This window comes from Hydrogenobacter thermophilus TK-6, assembly GCF_000010785.1.
GTDB classification, from domain to species: domain Bacteria; phylum Aquificota; class Aquificia; order Aquificales; family Aquificaceae; genus Hydrogenobacter; species Hydrogenobacter thermophilus.
Map to the genome: position 1 here is coordinate 307,413 of NC_013799.1, position 17,670 is coordinate 325,082.

Annotated in this window: 18 protein-coding genes; 9 read left to right on the forward strand and 9 right to left on the reverse strand. The window is 44.0% G+C overall.

Annotation, left to right across the window (positions count from 1 at the left end; translation table 11 throughout):
* The first annotated feature begins 2 nt into the window (after positions 1-2).
* Genes HTH_RS01530 through ychF form a run of 3 tightly spaced genes read left to right on the forward strand, consistent with a single transcriptional unit; the run spans position 3 to position 3,452 of the window.
* Complete coding sequence (locus HTH_RS01530; RefSeq protein ID WP_012962952.1) at positions 3-1,094, forward strand: type IV pilus twitching motility protein PilT; 1,092 nt, start codon at positions 3-5, stop codon at positions 1,092-1,094.
* A gap of 2 nt (positions 1,095-1,096) precedes the next feature.
* The gene (locus HTH_RS01535; protein WP_012962953.1) at positions 1,097-2,320 is read left to right on the forward strand and encodes a type II secretion system F family protein; all 1,224 of its coding nucleotides are present in this window, start codon (positions 1,097-1,099) and stop codon (positions 2,318-2,320) included.
* A 34-nt stretch (positions 2,321-2,354) separates the two neighbouring features.
* Positions 2,355-3,452, forward strand: coding sequence for a redox-regulated ATPase YchF (gene ychF, locus HTH_RS01540; protein ID WP_012962954.1), 1,098 nt, complete (start codon positions 2,355-2,357; stop codon positions 3,450-3,452).
* On the opposite strand, the gene HTH_RS01545 is transcribed toward ychF, so the two are convergent.
* The 5 genes from HTH_RS01545 to HTH_RS01565 are packed head-to-tail and all read right to left on the reverse strand — an operon-like array spanning position 3,442 to position 7,579.
* Entirely contained in the window at positions 3,442-4,485 is a 1,044-nt protein-coding gene (locus HTH_RS01545; protein WP_012962955.1) for a glycosyltransferase family 4 protein, read from the reverse strand. The two genes, ychF and HTH_RS01545, sit on opposite strands and share 11 nt — an antisense overlap.
* A complete protein-coding gene (locus HTH_RS01550) occupies positions 4,482-5,162 on the reverse strand; it encodes a polysaccharide deacetylase family protein (protein ID WP_012962956.1) in 681 nt (226 codons plus the stop codon). The genes HTH_RS01545 and HTH_RS01550 overlap by 4 nt, the downstream gene beginning before the upstream one ends.
* Complete coding sequence (locus HTH_RS01555; RefSeq protein ID WP_012962957.1) at positions 5,159-5,974, reverse strand: serine/threonine protein kinase; 816 nt, start codon at positions 5,972-5,974, stop codon at positions 5,159-5,161. Before HTH_RS01555 ends, HTH_RS01550 begins: the two co-directional genes overlap by 4 nt.
* Position 5,975: 1 nt before the next feature.
* Positions 5,976-7,139, reverse strand: a complete 1,164-nt coding sequence (locus HTH_RS01560; protein WP_012962958.1) for an iron-containing alcohol dehydrogenase — start codon at positions 7,137-7,139, stop codon at positions 5,976-5,978.
* Positions 7,136-7,579 carry a TraR/DksA family transcriptional regulator gene (locus HTH_RS01565; protein WP_012962959.1) on the reverse strand — a complete coding sequence of 148 codons (444 nt, stop codon included), beginning with the start codon at positions 7,577-7,579 and terminating at the stop codon, positions 7,136-7,138. Before HTH_RS01565 ends, HTH_RS01560 begins: the two co-directional genes overlap by 4 nt.
* A 57-nt stretch (positions 7,580-7,636) precedes the next feature.
* On the opposite strand from HTH_RS01565, the gene HTH_RS01570 reads away from it, so the two are divergent.
* Genes HTH_RS01570 through HTH_RS01580 form a run of 3 tightly spaced genes read left to right on the forward strand, consistent with a single transcriptional unit; the run spans position 7,637 to position 10,163 of the window.
* The gene (locus HTH_RS01570) at positions 7,637-8,971 is read left to right on the forward strand and encodes a peptidylprolyl isomerase (protein WP_012962960.1); all 1,335 of its coding nucleotides are present in this window, start codon (positions 7,637-7,639) and stop codon (positions 8,969-8,971) included.
* The gene (locus HTH_RS01575; protein WP_012962961.1) at positions 8,971-9,750 is read left to right on the forward strand and encodes a citryl-CoA lyase; all 780 of its coding nucleotides are present in this window, start codon (positions 8,971-8,973) and stop codon (positions 9,748-9,750) included. Before HTH_RS01570 ends, HTH_RS01575 begins: the two co-directional genes overlap by 1 nt.
* Positions 9,750-10,163 carry a phosphate-starvation-inducible PsiE family protein gene (locus tag HTH_RS01580; protein WP_012962962.1) on the forward strand — a complete coding sequence of 138 codons (414 nt, stop codon included), beginning with the start codon at positions 9,750-9,752 and terminating at the stop codon, positions 10,161-10,163. The genes HTH_RS01575 and HTH_RS01580 overlap by 1 nt, the downstream gene beginning before the upstream one ends.
* Here HTH_RS01580 and HTH_RS01585 read toward each other — a convergent pair.
* Together HTH_RS01585 and HTH_RS01590 are read right to left on the reverse strand one after the other, a co-directional pair.
* A complete protein-coding gene (locus tag HTH_RS01585; protein ID WP_012962963.1) occupies positions 10,160-11,464 on the reverse strand; it encodes a homoserine dehydrogenase in 1,305 nt (434 codons plus the stop codon). The two genes, HTH_RS01580 and HTH_RS01585, sit on opposite strands and share 4 nt — an antisense overlap.
* Positions 11,465-11,476: 12 nt before the next feature.
* On the reverse strand, positions 11,477-12,343 hold the full coding sequence (locus HTH_RS01590; RefSeq protein ID WP_012962964.1) for an SDH family Clp fold serine proteinase: 867 nt from the start codon (positions 12,341-12,343) through the stop codon (positions 11,477-11,479).
* Positions 12,344-12,376: 33 nt separating this feature from the next.
* Here HTH_RS01590 and radA point away from each other — a divergent pair, with 33 nt between their 5' ends.
* A complete protein-coding gene (gene radA / locus HTH_RS01595) occupies positions 12,377-13,705 on the forward strand; it encodes a DNA repair protein RadA (RefSeq protein ID WP_012962965.1) in 1,329 nt (442 codons plus the stop codon).
* A 10-nt stretch (positions 13,706-13,715) separates the two neighbouring features.
* Here the strand turns inward: radA and HTH_RS01600 are convergent, their stop codons facing one another.
* Both HTH_RS01600 and HTH_RS09635 read right to left on the reverse strand, forming a co-directional pair.
* Positions 13,716-14,846 (reverse strand): IS200/IS605 family accessory protein TnpB-related protein, encoded by a 1,131-nt coding sequence (locus HTH_RS01600; RefSeq protein ID WP_049763243.1) that lies wholly within the window; start codon positions 14,844-14,846, stop codon positions 13,716-13,718.
* A gap of 75 nt (positions 14,847-14,921) precedes the next feature.
* The gene (locus tag HTH_RS09635; protein WP_049763245.1) at positions 14,922-15,218 is read right to left on the reverse strand and encodes a hypothetical protein; all 297 of its coding nucleotides are present in this window, start codon (positions 15,216-15,218) and stop codon (positions 14,922-14,924) included.
* 168 nt (positions 15,219-15,386) lie between these two features.
* Here HTH_RS09635 and HTH_RS01605 point away from each other — a divergent pair, with 168 nt between their 5' ends.
* On the forward strand, positions 15,387-15,599 hold the full coding sequence (locus tag HTH_RS01605) for a FeoA family protein (RefSeq protein ID WP_012962966.1): 213 nt from the start codon (positions 15,387-15,389) through the stop codon (positions 15,597-15,599).
* Complete coding sequence (gene feoB, locus HTH_RS01610; RefSeq protein WP_012962967.1) at positions 15,596-17,656, forward strand: ferrous iron transport protein B; 2,061 nt, start codon at positions 15,596-15,598, stop codon at positions 17,654-17,656. Before HTH_RS01605 ends, feoB begins: the two co-directional genes overlap by 4 nt.
* Positions 17,657-17,670 lie beyond the last annotated feature (14 nt).

Genomic DNA, 17,670 nt, shown 5'->3' on the forward strand with positions numbered 1-17,670 from the left:
AGATGACACCAACTGCTCAATCACAGGAAGTTAAGCTGATTGACCTTCTTGTAAAGACGGTACAGCTTGGTGCTAGTGACCTTCACATAACACCAGGAGCAAAACCATCCGTGAGGATTGATGGCAGGATTACGCCTCTGGCTGAGTATCCGGTACTGACTCCTGAAATAACACAGAGGCTTGCTTACTCGGTTATGTCAGAAAGGCACAGAAAGGAGCTGGAGGAAAAGGGACAGGTAGACTTCTCCTTCGGTGTCAAAGATATAGGGAGATTCAGGAGCAATGTCTTTTTCCAGAGGAACTCCATAGCGGGTGCCTTCAGAAGGCTTCCTTACAAGATCATGAGCGTAAAGGAGCTTGGGCTTACCGAGAAGGTGCTGGAGCTATGCCACAAGAGTATGGGATTAATTCTGGTAACTGGTCCTACAGGCTCTGGAAAAACCACCACCTTGGCATCTCTTATAAATTACATAAACGAGAACTTCCCGTACCACATAATAACCATAGAAGACCCCATTGAGTATGTTTTTCAGCACAAGAAGAGCATAGTAAACCAGATAGAGATAGGTGAGGATGTGGATAGTTTCGCAAGTGCCTTAAGAGCAGCTTTGCGTGAAGACCCGGATGTTATACTTGTGGGTGAGATGAGGGACCTGGAAACCATAGAGATAGCCCTGAGAGCTGCGGAAACGGGACACTTGGTGTTTGGGACACTTCACACCAATACAGCCATATCAACCATAACAAGAATCATAGATGTATTCCCACCCTCACAGCAGGAGCAGATAAGGATACAGCTTTCTTTTGTCCTTCAGGGGGTCATCTCTCAGAGACTTCTTCCCAAGGTAGGTGGTGGAAGGGTGCTGGCTTATGAGCTTATGATTCCCAACACAGCCATAAGAAATCTCATAAGGGAGAACAAATTGCAGCAGGTTTATGCTATGATGCAAAGTGGTCAGGCAGAAACGGGCATGCAAACCATGAATCAATCTCTGGCAAGCCACTACAGAGCAGGACTTATAACTCTTGATGACGCCTTCAAGTACTCTCCTGATGTGAAAGAGCTTGAAAGAATGATAGGTAGGAGCATTTAGATATGCCAAGGTTTAGATACAGAGCCTTTGGAGAGGATGGGAGCTTTATACAGCAGGAGGTCACATACCCAAGCCATGAGCTTTTGGTGGCGGACCTCCAGCAGAAGGGTTTTACCATAGTTGAGGTAGAAGAGTTAGAGGAGAAGAAAAAAAGAGAATTAAACATTCAGCTACCCTTTCTCGGTGGTGTAAGCGACAGGGACATATCCATCTTCTGCAGGCAACTTGGTACCATGATAAATGCAGGCGTTAATATAATAGATGCCATAAACATACTTGCGGAACAGCTACCTAACAAGATGCTCTCCGATGCTTCCAAACAGGTAGCCAAAATGGTAAGCGAGGGTATGAACCTTTCTGCCGCCATGAACAGGTTTCCCAAGGTGTTCCCTGAGCTGGTGGTCAATCTTGCCAAAGTGGGTGAGGAAACGGGAAATCTTGATGTTGCTCTCATAAGAGCTGCGGAATACTACGAAAAGATGGCTATGATAAAGAGCAAGATAAAGAGTGCCTCCTTTTATCCTATCTTCGTGGTAGTTATAGCCACCATCATAGTCACAGGCATACTCTACTACCTTGTTCCCACCTTTGCCCAGATGTACGAAAGCTTAGGAGGAGAGCTTCCACTTCCTACCCAGATGCTCGTTAACGCATCCAATGCTCTCAGAAATAATCTTCTAACAATAATAGGCGTAATACTGCTTTTCTCAGCAGTTTTCAGGCTTCTCTATCAGAGGAGCTACGCTTTTAGAAAGTCTGTTCACACTTTTATGCTTAAAGTTCCCAAAATGGGGGAGCTTGTACTAAAAAGCTCCATGGCAAAGTTTGCAAGGACTATGGCAACGCTTTTTGCCAGCGGAGTTGCTCTTGAGAGAGCTTTTGATATAGCAGGTCAGGTAACTGGCAACTTAGTCATAAAGGAGTCCGTTGAAAGAGCCAAAAAGAGGGTCATAGAAGGAAAGCCTATGCACGCATCCTTAGAAGAGACGGGCATATTTCCCAAGCTTGTCATAGCTATGGTGAGAGTGGGTGAAGACACGGGTAGGCTGGATGAGATGCTAGACACCATAGCGAGGTTTTACGAGGATGAGTTTGACAGAGCGGTGGAGGGCATGATAAAGCTTATAGAACCCGCTCTTATGGTTTTCATAGGTGGCGTGGTGGGTATGATACTGGTGGCTCTTTATCTGCCCATCTTCAAGATGGGAGAGCTTATAAAAGGTTGATGTTCAGGAAGAAGGAGCTTATATTTAACAGTTTATGAGTCTGAGCGTAGGGATAGTGGGGCTTCCCAATGTGGGAAAGTCTACCCTCTTTAATGCCATCACCGAGTCTGCAAAGGCGCAGGCAGCCAACTACCCTTTCTGCACCATAGAGCCTAACGTGGGGGTGGTGGAGGTACCTGACAGAAGGCTTTACGAGATTGCAAGGCTGGAAAGGTCCAAAAAGATAACTCCTACCTTCATAGAGTTTGTTGATATAGCGGGGCTTGTGCGCAATGCCAGCCAGGGGGAAGGTCTTGGCAATCAGTTCCTTGCTCACATAAGAGAGGTGGATGCCATAGCCATGGTTCTAAGATGCTTTGAAGACCCGGACATTGTGCATATAGAGGGAAGCGTTGACCCTGTGCGTGATGCCCAGATAATAGACCTGGAGCTTATAGCCAAGGACTTGGAGACGGTAAGCAAGAGGCTTGAGAAGGTGGAAAAGATGGCAAGGATTGGTGATAAGAAAGCCAAAGAAGAGTTGGAAAAGCTCAGCATGCTCAGGGAGATTTTGGAAGGGATGGAGCCAGTAAGGAGAAGGGAGCTTGCGCAGGATGTGCGGGAGTATGCTGAGAGAGTCCTTTTTTTACTCACCATAAAGCCGGTTCTGTATGTGGCTAATGTGGATGAGGAGGGGCTAAAGGGAAATGAGCATCTGGAGAAGGTTATGGGCTATGCACGGAATGAGAAAGCTCCGGTTGTTGCCATATGCGCAAAGCTGGAGGCGGAGTTGGTGAGCCTTCCTGCACAAGATAGGAAGGAGCTTCTTTTGGCTTACGGTCTTGAAGAGCCAGGTCTTAACAGACTTGTCAGGGAGGCTTACAAGCTTCTGGGTCTTATAACCTTCTTTACGGCTGGAGAGAAGGAGGCAAGGGCGTGGACCATAAAGAGAGGCACCAAAGCTCCTCAGGCGGCAGGCAAGATTCACTCAGACTTTGAGAGAGGTTTTATAGCTGCGGAGGTTATAAACTACGAGGACTACATAAAGGTGGGTTCTATCAGCAAGGCAAAGGAGATGGGGCTTGTAAGGCTTGAAGGAAGAGACTACCAGATAAAGGACGGAGATATAGTTTACTTTAGGTTCAATGTTTGAGGCTCTCCAGTGCTTCTATGAAATCCTTGACTACTTTATCCCTTGAGAACTTTCTCCTGTACAGGCTCAGGGCATTCTGGGAAAGCTCTATCCACCTTCTTACAGCTAATGCCATTTTTTCCGTAAGGTCTTCTATGCTTCCCGCCTTAAACACAAAGCCATTCTGTCCATCTTCCACAGCCTCCTTTATACCTCCTATGTCTGAGACCACCAAAGCACAACCGCAGGCAAGGGCTTCCAGCGCAACCCTTGGGAAAGCCTCCGTCTCCTTAGAAGGTATAACGCATATATGAGCCATCCTGTAGTAATCCTCCACCTTTGGAGTGTAGCCCACAGTAAATACTCTATCCTGCAAACCCCTTTCTGTTATAAAAGCTCTCACCTTCTGCCTTAACCTGCCATCTCCAACTATCCAAGCCCTTACCCTCTTATCCGTTTGGGAAAGTCTGTAGAAAGCTTGCAAAAAGTCCATAATTCCCTTACCCTCATCCAGCTTACCAACAAAAACCAACTCTACTGGGTCTTTTTGCTTTTCCTGATAGTAAAATCGCCCTTCATCCACCACATTGTAAATTACCCTTATCCTGTCTTGATTTACGCCTTCCTTTATAAGATTCTCCTTTACATGTTTGCTCACTGCTAAGAAAAGGTCCACATGTGGGAAGACAAGCTTTCTCACTGCCCACTGTTTCATTTTCTCCATGTGCCTGAAGAAAACAACCCTGCACCCGCTTAGCCTGCCTGCCAGCAGAACATTCAGATACTCCTTTCCGTTGTTAGCTATTAAAAAGTCCACCTTTCTTCTTTTTGCTAAACTTGTAAGCCTGATGGTGCTTATCAGTGCCAGACTGTTGGGAAAGGATATATGATACTTTTCTACACCTTCCGTGTGTTTATCCACATAAGAGTCTCTTGCGCAGACCAAAAGGACATCTATGCCTTCTTTCTTTAGCTCTTTTACCATCTGCAAGGTGTGTATCTCCGTTCCACCAAAGTTAGGATTTGGATTGCCGTTAAGCCAGAGTATCTTCATAGCAAAATTTTTAAAAGTAGCTTTAGAATAAAGTCGTTTCCAAACACAGTTATCCTTCTTATCTCAAAGAGATTCTCGCTCTGCTCAAAGGAGCCGGCTTTTGTGGTAAATGCCATAAGATAACCTGCCTGCATCACTAAGTCTCTCACCTCATGGTTATAGTCTCCGTAAGGGTAGCAGAAGGCTCTTATTTGAACACCCAGCTTGTCCTCAAGAAGCTTCTTTGAGTCCTCTATCTCCCTTTTGGCTTTCTCTCTTGGTATTTTAGAAAGGTAAGGATGAGTAAGACTGTGCGAGCCTATCTCTATTCCGGCTTTTGTAAGCTCTCTTAACTGCTGCCAGTCCATGATGAGCTTTTTCACATTTACCCTCTGGTGGTCCCACTGGTTAAACTTACCCACCAGCATAGCCGGCACAAAAACCACTGCAGGGATTTTATACTCTTTCAGAAGAGGAAACGCGTTCTCCCAAAAGTCTAAATAAGCATCATCAAAGGTGAGAAGTACGCTCTTTCTTGGAGCATTACCTTTAAGAAGATGGTCCACACTCAAAAATCTGTAGCCTAAGAACCTTAAAGTGTTTATCTGCCTTTTGAAGACGCTTGGCTTGACATAGAGGGTTTTGAGTTTTGCCTCAGGGGGAGGCATACCTATGCTGTGATAGGTTAGAACCTTCATGCTAACCTCTCCCTTATCATGTACTCAATAAGTTCCTTTGCTGTCCTGAACCTTTTTGTAGGATCCTTGCTCAGCATGATATGGAGAAGAGTTTTTATGCGCTCAGACAGACCATCTTCTATAGTGCATGCGCCTTCCTTGTTTCTTTTGAGTTTTTCTTTTCTGTCTTCACACTCAAAAGGGTCCCTTCCTGTCAGCATAAAGTGAAGGACACAACCCAGAGAGAATATATCACTGCTTCTGTGTATCTCACCCCTGAACACCTCAGGTGCTATGTATCCTGCAGTGCCCTTTACATCTATGATGCTTTCGCTACCTCTTATCCTTACAAGTCCAAAGTCTCCGAGCTTCCAGACCACATCCCTGAGCACCCTTTTGCCAAAGATGTTTTCAGGCTTTACATCCCCGTGTATATATCCCCTGCTGTGCAAGAACTCAAGTCCTTTTGCCACATGCAGAAGTACCTTTAAAGCGTTCTCTTCCGAAAGTTTGCCGTTGCTTACTACATAGTCCTTAAGGTCACCCACATCCATAAGCTCGTAAAGCACATAAAGCTCTCCTCTATCTTTTTTGTAAAGGTAGCTCTGCAAGGATATTATGTGAGGGTGGTTGAACAAAAGAAGCGTCTGAACTTCTCTCCAAAGGTAAGGCAAAACTTCCGCATTTCTTGCCACTTTCAGAGCCATCATCTTGCCTCTGTATCTGCCCCTTAGCACTCTAACTTTATAAACCTCTCCAAAGGTACCTCTACCAAGGAGGGAAAGGATCTGATAAGTGCCTAAGATGATGTTCTTTTCTTCTGTACTATCCATGTTAAAAGCCTTCGTAAGCTCTATTGTAAAGGCGATAAATATCTTCCTGTGAAGGTTCTACTGGGTTTAGATGGAAGGAGTTCCATGAGAGCAGGCATACATCTTCTGCAAGCTTTTCTATGCTCTCTCTTCTTACACCCAGAGATTTTAAACTCACCCTCAGATTTACCTTCTGCAAAAGGTCAATGACCACATCAACAGCCTTGAAAGCCTTCCGAGGATACCCCAGAGCCTCCGCAAAAAGCCCGTACTTTTCCGGGTTTCCCCTGTGGTTAAACTCGGTAACAGCTGGAGCCAGAGCGGCAAGTCCCTCTCCGTGAATGACATGGGGATAGTGAGCGGAGACAGGATGCTCCATGGCATGTATGAGAGCTACCCTTTTTTTATCTATGGCTATGCCTGCCAGCATGGCAGCATAACTCATCATCTCTCTTGCCTTTAAGTTCTGGGGTTCTTCTATAGCAACAGGTAGCCAGTCCTTTATGATTTTAGCAGACCTTATGGCAAGCTCATCCGCAAGTGGGTTGTAAGCCCTGTTGGTAAAAGATTCAAGTGCGTGCATAAAGGCGTCAATTCCGGTTATGGCGGTAAGCCTTGGGTTCATGCTAACTGTCAGCTCTGGGTCCACTATGGCCACTCTGGGGTAATTGAGGGAGTGAGATATTACCAGCTTTTCCCTCCTTATGGGGTTTGATATGACCGAGTACCTGTTTACCTCGCTTCCTGTGCCTGCTGTGGTGGGTATGCATATGACAGGTCTGTTTAGAAAGGGTATGAGCCTGGGACCCTCTGGGTAGTTGACATAGTCCCACGCATAACCCTCGTTGGAGGAAACTATGGAAACAGCCTTTGCAGTGTCCAGAGCACTACCCCCACCCAGACCAATTATAAAGTCCACCTTTTCTCTCACTGCCATCTGGCTTGCTTCATTCACCAGCTTATCGGTGGGGTTGGTTTCTATACCATCAAAAACAAGCACTTCCCCTACACCCGCTTTCCGTAAGGAGTCCAGCACCCGGTCAAGAGCTCCGTTTTCTTTGGTGCTTTTCTTTCCTGTGATTATAAGAGCCTTAAAGCCAAAGCGCCTGGCTATCTGACCCACCTTGCTAACACAACCCGCACCAAAAACTACCTCTACGGGCAGGTAAAACTCAAACTCGCTCATGCCTCCGTTATGTCTTCTCTCTGAATTTCCATCTCCTCGGGTATGGTGCCTTCAAAGGTGGGAGTAGGATAGGTAGGCACAATACCTTCTTCCTCCACCTTCTCCGCACAGTGGGCATGATATCTGGTCCAAGGTATAGCCTGCAGCCTCTCGTAAGGTATCTCTTCACCGCAGTACTCGCATATACCGTAAGAACCGGCTTGCATCTTTTGAAGAGCGTAATCTATTTCCCTAAGTATAAAGACCTCCCTTGCAGATAGCGTATCCAAAAGCTCCTGTGTGTAAGTCATTTGACTGAGGTCTTCAAGGTCACCGGGCTCTTTTACCTCTTCTCCTATTCTCGCCTGAGTGTCTTCTTTTTTGCGGTACCTTTCAAGTATCTTAGCTTTTTCTTCAAGCAACTTTGTCCTCAGGTTATCAAGCATTTCCTTTGTAAACATTTTTGTACCTCCTGTGTTTTAAGGTTAAATAATATAACCTGTGTTAAAATTTTTGCCATGTACACCCTGATCCAAAAGCACAAAACCTTACTCGTCTTTATAGTCACCGTAGCGTCAGGAGCCTTCTTCCTTTGGCTTTTTTTTACAGGTAGCGTAAGAGACATCACCTCTGTGGGCAAAAAGTGTGTGGCAGAGGTAAACGGCAGTTGCATAACCTTGAGAGATTACAGAAGAGAGCTTTTGAGGTTTTCCAACATACAGAGCAGAGACTTAGAGGAGGTTATAAAAAAACAGGTCATTGAAAATCTCATAACTCAAGAGCTCCTCTATCAAAAAGCTAGATCTCTGGGCTTTTATGCCTCTGATGAGGAAGTTGTAAGCGTTATAAAGAGCGACCCCACCTTTCAAGAAGGTGGAGTCTTTAGCGCTTCTAAGTATAAGGAGATGCTGGCAAGGCTAGGACTTGAGCCGGGTGAGTACGAAGATTACATAAGAAGGATGCTAACTGTGCAGAAACTTTTAGCACTTGTATCCAACAGCGTCTACCTTTCAGAGGCAGAAAAAAACATAAATTTGGCGGTTCAATCCACATTGCTATCAGGAAAACTCTACATCATCACACCTTCAGATGTTGAGGTTTCTTACACTCCCACTCAAGAAGAGATGATGAGCTTTTACGAGAAAAATAAGGAGCTTTTTAGAAGGCCGGAGAAGAAGCTCGTAAGAGTTTGGGCGGAAAAAGACAAGGCTAAGGTAGAAGAAATTTACAGGGCTATAAAAGAGGGCAAGCAGGTTCAGGGATATACCGAATATCTGCTTCCTGACGATGCCAACCGTTTACCCAAGGGAGTAAGCTCTGAGGTCTCAAAGCTTGATCAAAAGGATGGTATCCTTGTAACCAAAGAAGGTGATGAGTACCTAATTGTTTACTTATACAGAGTTGAGCCAGCTGGAATAAGGAGCTTTGAAGAGGTAAAGGAACAGATAAGGTCGGCTTTGATAGATAAGAGAAAGGCTTCCCTCCTTAGAGATAAAGCTCAGGAGATATACAAAAGGCTTACCGAGGGAAAGGATGTAAGCGTAAAGTATCTGACTTTTGAGGACACGCCTGTAGACCAGATTATGAGCATAGCTAAGGTAAAGGAAGGTCAGGTGGTGAGCTTTATACTCTCAAAACAGAAAGTGTTTGGTCCTTATGAGTTATCTCAGGGCTACGGAGTTTTTGTAATAACCGACAGAAAGAAAAAACCTGCGGATGAAGAAGAGATTAAAAAACTTACGCAGGATATTCTAAATATGAAGTCTGATGCCACGGTAAATTACCTCATAGAGCATCTTATAAGAAGTGCTAAAATAAAGATAAACGAGGAGGTCATTAAAGGAGGCGCTTGATGGAGAGAATTTGGAAGACAGGCATAACCCAGCATATTGGACACGAGACATACATCAGAGGCTATCGGCTTCTTGATCTTGTAGGTAATCTCTCCTTTGCACAGGCTATCTATCTGATACTCAAAGGCGAACTCCCAACAGAAAGGGAGAGTAGGATGATGGAAGCTATGCTGGTGTCTGTTATTGACCACGGTATAGCACCACCTTCTGCTATTGCGGCAAGGTCTGTGGCATCAGGTGGTAACTCTTTGAATGTGGGGGTTGCGGCTGGTGTGTTAGCTTTTGGGTCCGCTCACGGGGGAGCTCTTGAAGATGCCATGAGGTTTATCCAAGAGGGAGTGTCAAGCAAAAGAAGCGTTGAAGATATAGTAAAAGAGTATTTAGAGACCAAAAAGCCTATACCTGGCTACGGACACAGGTACTACAAGGACTTTGACCCACGAACAAAAAGGCTTATGGACATAGCCAGAGTTCTGGAGTTTTACGGAGAGCACTGTAAGTTTGCAGAGGATGTGGCCGAAGAGATAGGCAGGCAAAAAGGTAAAAAGCTGGTGCTGAATGTGGACGGTGCTATAGCTGCGATAGCTTCCGAGATGGGCTTTGACTGGAGGCTCGGCAAGGGCTTTTTTATCATAGGAAGAGTTCCCGGACTTGTAGCACATGTTTATGAAGAGCTCACCACAGAGAAACCTTTCTCTAAGAGATTAGATGAAGAGAGGGATGTGGAGTATACGGGATCGCCTCCCAGAGAACTTCCTCAAGAGCTTAAAAAGATATAATGCAAGAGTTTATATCAAAGATATACAAAAACTTTTTGAAGCTTGCCTTTAACATAACCATAATTGTGCTTACAGTAAGCCTCTTTATAGGCATTTTCAGGACAGTTTCAGAAATTGGTCTTACCCTATCGGAAGCAACTGTAAGGCTTGGATTTAAAGAGCTCGTTACGAATGTGCTTTCGCTGGTGGTGGTGCTTGAACTTATAAGGGCTTTCATAGATTTTTTTGAACATGAAAGAGTAAGAGTAGACATACTTTTGGAGGTGCTTATAGCCTTTGTTATAAGAGAGTTCATGCTACATCTCTTTGAAGGCAAGATGGCAGGTCAGGATGTGTTCTTCTGGTCCTTTGGGATCATATTTCTCATAGGTGCCAGGGCTATAAGTCTCTTCTACAGAGTGCCTAAAGCTTAATATGCTTCCTCTTCTACACGGATGATGACTGGCTGTCCAACTATAATAGGGAGTTTCTTTATGTCCTCTATTGCCCTTTGCATGTTCTTCTCGTAAGCTTTGTGTGTGAGGATTACGAGGGGAACTGTAGCTTCTCCTTCTCTCCTCGCCAACTTACAAACTTTTTCCTTCTGCAGGACACTTGCTATGCTTATGTTATAGTCCGCCAAAACTCTTGAAACACCTGCCAAAACACCCGGTTTATCAGGCACATCAAACCTTATATAATACCTACTGTAAAAGTTTTTGCCTATCCCTATGGGTTGATTCTCCCACTGGAACTCGTCATGATCTTTGCTACAGAAAAGTACCTTTTTGGCTATGTCTACTATATCAGATACCACGGAGGAAGCGGTGGGGTAAGACCCGGCACCTTTGCCGTAAAACATGGTCTTTCCTACAAAATCACCTTCTATCATTATTGCATTGTAAACATCTGAAACTTTAGCCAAGGCATCCTCTGACCTTATGAAGGTAGGATGAACTCTTACCTCTATCTCTCCATCAGTTCTCTTGGATATGGCAAGGAGTTTTAGGGTATATCCAAGTTCCTTGCCCAGTTCCACATCAAGCAGGTCAAGATCCCTTATACCTTCCACATAAACATCTTCAAAAGGGACATATCTTCCAAAGGCTATCATGGAAAGTATGCATATTTTGTGAGCGGAATCCCATCCGTCTATATCAAGGGAGGGGTCAGCTTCTGCGTATCCCAGCTTTTGAGCAAGTTCAAGAGCATGAGAAAAATCCATATGGTCCTCAAGCATTCTGGTGAGTATATAATTGGTGGTACCGTTAAGGATACCGTATATGGTATTTATCCTGTTGGCAACAAGACCTTCTCTTAGTGCTTTCACTATGGGAATGCCACCTCCCACAGATGCTTCAAATCCTATGTATAATCCCTTTTCCTTTGCCTTCTTGAATATCTCAAAACCATCTTCCGCAAGAAGGCGCTTGTTGGCAGTAACCACATGCTTTCCCCTCTCCAAAGCTTCAAGTATCAGGCTTTTGGCAAAGGTTTTGCCTCCGACAAGCTCCACCACAATATCGCTTTCATTGATAACATCCATATAGTCATAGGTCCTAAGGTTTAAAGGCACCTCTATCTCTCTTGGTCTTTCCCAGTCCTTGTCCGCCACCTTGGTAAGCAGTATGTCTATGCCCGTCTTCTTCTTTATAATGTGTGCATTCTCCAAGAGGAGTTTTACCGTTCCAGTCCCTACAACACCGCAACCTACTATACCTATCCTTACCTTCACACATCTATTATATCACTTCATTCCGTGCGTTTTGTAAGGCACAGGTATGTATTGCACAGAAGGCACCTGCGATCCCATCGGCTGCGGGAAAAGGTCCATCAGAGCATAAACTTCCTCAGGCACCTCCGTACTTACATTGAGTCCTATTTCTCTGAGTTTTTCAACGCTAAGAGGATAGTCATGAGTATACTTACCAGTGGCAAGCTCCTGAGCTATCCTCCTTGCTTTCTCCTCCTCCATACCATTGTTTTTCAAAAGATTCACCAGATAATCTATCATCTGGTCTATAGCCTTTTTAGCTACATCAGCCAGTATGAGAGTCTGATCGTCTATCTCGTTCACATTTTTAAGCTCAAGTACCTTTAGTATTGATGCAGCAGGCATCTGCCCAAGCTGTGGGTCAACTGGTCCAAGCACCGCATTGTGGTCCATCACAATCTCATCGGCGGCAAGAGCTATAAGGGTACCACCAGACATGGCGTAATGGGGTACTATAACTCTCACAGGTGCCTTGTGTCTTGAGAGGGCATTAGCTATCTGAGTAGCAGCAAGAGCAAGACCTCCAGGTGTATGGATAATGAGGTCTATAGGCATGTCCTCAGGAGTCATTCTTATGGCTCTGAGCACCTGTTCCGAATCCTCTATGTTTATGTATCTGAATATAGGTACTCCCAGTAGAGCGAGGCTTTCCTGTCTGTGTATGAGGGTTATAACTCTGCTCCCCCGTTTTCTTTCAAGCTGCTCAATAATGGCTTCCCTTGCCCTACTCAGAAGGAACCTCCTCCACACGGGGATGATAAATAGGAATATGAGTAAGAAAAACCACAGAAAGTTAAACATGTAAGCTATAGGATTTAAATAAGGCTGTGCTTGGTCCATGAGATATAATTATAAGGATTAAATTTAAAACTGATGAAAAGAGAAAGAACCCAGTTTGTATGTCAGGAGTGTGGATACTCCTCAGCCAAGTGGCTTGGTAAATGTCCCTCTTGCGGAAATTGGAACTCCTTTGTGGAGGAGAGCGAGCATGTGCTAATAAAGAGCTATAGAGAGAAACCCTCTGTGAGGTCTATATGTGAGTGGGAGCATGAAGGTCTGGAGAGGAAGAGTGTAGGTTTTGAAAACTTTGATAGGGCAATTGGTGGAGGTATGGTTCCGGGTCAGGTAATGCTTCTGGCTGGGGAGCCAGGTATAGGCAAATCCACTCTGTTGCTTCAGGTATCCGACAGGTATGCTCAAAATTACGGAAGTGTACTTTATGTATCTGGGGAAGAGTCTGGCTCTCAGATAGCTGTAAGAGGGAGGAGGACGGGTGTTAAGAGCAAAGATGTGCTGGTGCTTCCAGAGACAAGACTGGAGGCTGTCCTTGATGTAGCGCAAGAATTAAACCCCCAGCTATTAGTTGTGGATTCTATCCAGACCCTCTATACGGAAAGTCTCTCTTCATCTCCAGGGTCTGTGTCTCAGGTAAGGGAGTGTGCCTTTAGGATAACTGAGTTTTGCAAATCAAGAGATATTCCCGTTTTTCTGGTCGGACAGATAACAAAGGAGGGCGACATAGCAGGACCTAAGGTGCTGGAACACTTGGTGGATACGGTACTTTACTTTGAAGGTGAGCGCTTCAATTTTTACAGGATAGTGAAAGTGGTAAAAAATAGGTTTGGCTCCTCGGGGGAAGTGGCGGTTTTTAGGATGCTGGACAGAGGTTTAGAGGAGGTTCCAGAGCCTTCAGCCTTCTTTCTTCAGGAGAGGACCCAAAGCTGTGGAAGTGTGGTATTTCCTTATACAGAAGGTAGCAAGCCAGTACTGGTGGAGGTTCAGGCTCTTACCATACAAGCCCTTTACACAACACCTCAAAGAAGGTCGCAAGGTTACGATGTGAACAGATTATCCATAATACTTGCTGTGCTTGAAAAGGAGTGCAAGATATTTACCAGGGATAGGGATGTTTTTGTAAATGTGGTGGGTGGCATGCAGATAAGAGAGCCCGCAGCAGACCTTGCAGTTGCCCTTGCCATAATCTCATCCATAAAGAACAAACCAATACCCGACATCGTAGCCTTTGGAGAAATAGGTTTATCTGGCGAACTGAGGGCGGTTCACTTTGCGGATGTTAGATTAAAAGAGGCAGCCAGATTTGGCTTTAGCCGTGCCTTCTTGCCCAAATCCATAAGTATTCCTGTGGAAGGGATGGAGGTTGTTGGGATAGCTCATCTAAGAGATGCCTTGGAAATTCTGTAATACAGCGTGTTTAAAAAATTCCAAAGTATTGATTAACAACACTTTGGACGCCCGCCCACGCTGACAGCGAGCTAACCTGACTTGCCACTCCCTTCCAATCCTTTGAGACTACTATCCGCCTCAAAGGAGAGAAGTCCCTTATAAAAGACTTCCCAAGAAGAGAGATGACCAGGGCTACCTTAAGAACTTGCCAGAAATGATAGGAACTAAGACTTGTTCCATACAGAGGTCTTAATCCCCTTTCTGGCTCACTCTTAAGGCTTTGACTTATCAAAGTAATCCACTTCCTTATGCTTGATAGCTCTCTTTTTATGGCTTTTCTTTTATACTTGTTGGTTTCTTTATCATACCTTGCTTTAGTTTGCTCGTGCATCCCCTTTAGTCTCTCAAGACTGTAAGTTAAAAATTCTTTGTCTTTTAAAAGTTCTTTATAATTCTTTGGCGCTTTCTCTTTAAATCCTAAAGCTCTTCTTCCTATTACATAAGCACCTGCTACATCTTTGGTTATGTTGTATATGGGACAGTACTTTAACGCTCCTATCACTGAAGTGTAAGCAGGATTTACCTGCAAGACTTGTATGCCATTCCTTTTGGCAAGCGTTATTATCTTCTCTATCAAACCTTTATAAACCCAGCTATGTAGTCTTTTTCTAAGCTTTCCTTTTCCATCTCCTCTCTGTCCTTTATCTATTTTGTTTAACTTCTCTATCGCTATAGCCTTGCTTTTCTCTTTCGCCAGCTCTATTATTCTATGTGCTGTTTCCCACAGTATCTGCTTTATCTGGTTTCTGTCTTTGTTTAGTATCTCACTAAGAGTTATTTCTCCGTAAGAGTTCAGGTTTTCCTTTCTGTCTACTTCTGCATATGCTATGTGCAAAGGGCTGGCGTTTAGGTCTATGCTTAGCACTCCGCTTTCTTTTGTTATCCTCAGCTCAGGTAATTTCTCTTGGTAAGACACAAAAGCGTAAAACTCCCCATCTTTTAGCTTTATCTCTACTGTGTAAGGAAAGTATTCATTCGTGCTTTCTGCTTGTAATAATGAGCTTATAAAATTTATCCATTTGTCTTTTTCTCTTTTGACTGTCCTTTGCACTTTTGCGTATATCCACTCTCTACTGCCAACATTTATTTTCAGGTACAACTGAGTACCTTCAAGCTCAAACCTTACATTGTTATTCCCTTTAGCTCTTTTGTTGCCTACTGAGTAAAGGCTTTTCTAAAACAGCTCTCTTCCTCCAAATATAACCTTTCTTGGATTTTGGCTTCTTTCCAAGCAAGATAGCAAGATACTTTTAGCCTTTATAACTGCACTTTGTGAATACTTGGCGTTTAGTTTGAAGACTTCTTGTAGCTTTTTTGTGATGTTGTTGAAAGTGTCTAATGACTTTGGGTTATTACTTTCCAGAAGTCTTTTGTATGCGTACCTTGTGGCAGACATTAGCACTCTCATAAGTTCAAGCAGTTTCTTTTTGTCTTCTTTAGGAGGTGCTAACTTACATTGAAGGGTTAGCATATGGAGTATTGTAAAACTAAACTTACTGTGCTTCAAGCTCTTGGAGGCGTGTTAGCTTTCAAGCTGTTGATATACAAGAATTTAAGGATTTTTAAACAGGCTCTATGAAACTTGACAGAAAGATTTTGAGACTGTATATTAATTCCATAACTTCTCAGGAGGTTGAAAATGAACTTGGAAGAGGTAAAGGTGGGTGCAGAGGTTATGATACAGGATCTTATTGGAAAGGAAGAGGTGCTAAGAAGGGTGGAGGCAATGGGACTAAGGCGTGGAAGAAAAGTTGAGGTGCTTCAAAAGGTAGGTAGAGTTATACTTTTAAAACTTAATAACTCAAGGCTTGCAATAAGCAGAGATATTGCCAAAAACATATTCGTAAAATGAAGGTTTTAAAAAAAATCCTCAGGGTTGCCTTGGCGGGCAATCCCAATGTGGGTAAGACCAGCATACTTAACCACCTTGCTGGCACAACCCTTAAAGTGGGCAATTGGCCAGGTGTGACCGTTGAGAAGAGGGAGGGTAAAGCTACTTACAAAGATTACACGCTCATCTTGATAGACCTACCGGGTATATACACCTTAGAGCCTGTCTCTGAGGACGAGCTTATAGCTTACAGGTTTCTGACGGAGGAAAGCCCGGATGTTATCGTAAATGTGATTGAGACTCCCAACATGGAGAGGGATCTCCTCCTGACAGCTCAGTTTCTTGAGCTTGGCATGCCCATGGTTATAGTCCTTAACATGATGGACGAAGCTCAGAAGTTGGGTATAGAGATAGATACTCAAAGGCTTGAGGGGCTTTTGGGCATAAAGGTAGTAAAGACTAACGGAAGAACTGGTTTAGGGGTTAAGGAAATACTCAGTGCTGTGATAGAAACTTACGAAAAGGGAATAAAACCTAAGGAAGTTAGGTATTCGGAAGAGATGGAGAAGATTTTGGACGCTCTCAGAGAAGAGGCTTCAGAATCAAAGCATCAGCTTATAAAAAAGCTTCTCTCTTATAGGGAGCATGCACAAAAGCTGGAGAGGCTTTATGGAAAGCCTGCCTACCATATAATAAGGGATAACAGATTTGCTTTTGTACACGGTCTATACAATGAGGTGGTAAAGAGAAAAGCCATAACCTCTATGGATATCACCTCCCTTTTGGACAAGTTTTTGCTTCATCCCTATCTTGGCATGACCATCTTCCTTTTAGTTATGTTTGCCCTCTTTAAGGTATCCTTTGACTTTTCAAAACCTTTTATGGACTGGCTGGATGGTTTTTTAAATGGCTTTGTTTCTCCCTTTGTAAGGATAGAGCTTGAAAAATTAGGTGTTGAAAACTGGGTAGTGAGATTCATTTCGGAGGCTCTTATAGGGGGGGTGGGTTTTGTTCTAACATTTACACCGCTGATAGCTACCATATATCTGCTTCTGTCCTTCCTTGAGTTTACCGGATACCTCCCAAGAATAGCTTTTCTGATGGACAGATTCATGCACAGGCTTGGACTTCACGGTAAGAGCCTTATACCTCTGCTTTTGGGTTTTGGGTGTAATGTGCCAGCCATAGTGGCAACAAGAACTATGGAAAGCAGAAGGGATAAGCTCTTAGTTATAACTATGATACCTTTCATGAGCTGTCCTGCAAGGCTTGTGGTCTTTTCCTTCTTTGCTATCACCTTCTTTAGCCATCCTGTCTTGGTAATATTCAGCCTTTATCTTTTAGGCATACTTGTAGCTTTTTTTACTGCTATACTTCTCAAAAAGGTGGCTTTCAAAGGTGGCCTTGATCACTTTGTGATGGAGCTTCCACCCTATCGCCTGCCCACGCTGAAACTCCTTCTAAGAATAGTTTGGGTTTATCTTAAAGACTTCCTTTATAGAGCAGGTACTCTCATATTTGCGGTGTCCGTGCTTATATGGCTGAGTTTAAACCTTCCACCAGGGGTAAAAACAACCCAAGATAGCCTCGCAGGAAGATTTGGAAAGCTCATCACACCTATCTTTGAACCCATAGGCATAACGGATTGGAGGATTTCCACATCTTTGGTACCTGCATTTCTTGCAAGAGAGATAGTCCTTAGCTCTATGGCTACCATATACTCGGTAGAGAAGGAAGAGACTAAAGAGTTTTTGCCTCTGCAGGAAGCAAAGAAACAGGTTTATGCCCTGAAAGACGCTGCAGAAGAAGCTTTTTCTTCCCTCATTAATCCCCTACCAAAAACTTTTGAAGTTTCTGAAGAACACAACACCCTCAGAGCTGCCATAACAAAGAGCATGAGTGGAGCAAGCGCCTTGTCTTTTATGATATTCATTCTCATTTACACTTCCTGCTTAGGAACAGTAGCGGTCATGTGGAGGGAGGCAGGAAGAGGCTTTGCTTTGGGCTTTTTGATATACAGCTTTGTGATGGCTTGGATAGTAAGCTTTTTAGTTTACAGAATAGGGAGCTTGGTATGAGTTGGATAAGCATA